Here is a 1,091-nt window from a genome sequence, read left to right on the forward strand (position 1 = left end):
TTCAGCACTCAATTCAGCAAGTGTTTTTTCTGCTTTAATCGCAGCAAGTGCTACCTTAGCTTTAAAATCATTTGAATGATTTCTTCTTGGTCTACGTGCCATAAAATACTCCATATATTGATGTTTATAACATCATTTGGGGAGCAAAATATCACTTATAAGTGTTGTTCAAATTTCCTGATCCACCTCTCTATTTATTAAAAGTATAAGCGATATTAATTTAATAGTTTTGATTTAATCCAGCGTAATAATTTTTAGGATAAAGTAAAAATAAAAATAATTGATTTCAATAGACTTCCGTCATAAATCAAAAAACGTACAATTTATTTGATCTTAAATTAATCAGCAAAATTATTTAATTCAAGGGATAATCCTTGGATGAAATTCAAAGATATTCAAAAATTATCAGACGTTAAGTTTCGTAGGCTTACCGGTGTTAGTTGGGCTACATTTAACCTCATGTTGGCCGAGCTAAATAAGCATTTACCTGGTCATATTGGTAAAGGACGACCGCATAAATTACCGTTGGAAGATCGTTTGCTCTTATGTATAGAATATTGGAGAGAATATCGAACATTTTTCCATCTTGGTATGAGTTACGGTGTATCTGAAACGAGTGCAATTCGTATCACACGTGTTATTGAAGATACCTTAATCCGTTCTGGAAAATTTAACTTGCCAAAACAACTTCCTAATCGAGATGAAGTGGATTGGGAAGTTGTTGTGATTGATGCAACTGAAATATTAGTTCAACGTCCAAAAAAAACAGAAGAAATGGTATAGCGGTAAAAAAAAGCGACATACCTTTAAATTTCAGCTATCTATGCACTATACAACAGGTGAAATACTGAGTGTATGTGGAAGTCATGGAAGCATGCATGATTTTAAAATATTTAAAAAAAGCATGAGGAATTTAAAATTTAAGCCCTTTTTTATTGTTGATAAGGGGTATTTAGGGATAAAGAAATTGGGTTTTGGATGCCTCATGCCATCTAAAGCAAAGAAAACTGAAAAATTAGATTCTGAATTAAAAAAGTTAAATAGAGAGATTGGTCGTAGACGAATTCAAGTAGAGCATGTATTTGGAAGGA

1 protein-coding gene and 1 pseudogene are annotated in these 1,091 nt (G+C 32.1%); both read left to right on the forward strand.

Annotated elements, in window-relative coordinates; genetic code table 11:
• Nucleotides 1–459: 459 nt before the first annotated feature.
• Entirely contained in the window at nt 460–783 is a 324-nt protein-coding gene (locus DPG01_RS18415) for a helix-turn-helix domain-containing protein (RefSeq protein WP_162622378.1), read from the forward strand.
• A 37-nt stretch (nt 784–820) separates the two neighbouring features.
• A pseudogene (locus DPG01_RS18420) lies at nt 821–1,091 on the forward strand (transposase family protein); the annotation flags it as partial.

This window comes from Acinetobacter sp. WCHAc060042, assembly GCF_003231195.1.
Classification (GTDB): domain Bacteria; phylum Pseudomonadota; class Gammaproteobacteria; order Pseudomonadales; family Moraxellaceae; genus Acinetobacter.

What these genes read in the sequence shown, in the direction of transcription:
- DPG01_RS18415 (WP_162622378.1), top strand. Translation starts at nt 460, where the DNA reads ATGTTGGCCGAGCTAAATAAGCATTTACCTGGTCATATTGGTAAAGGA.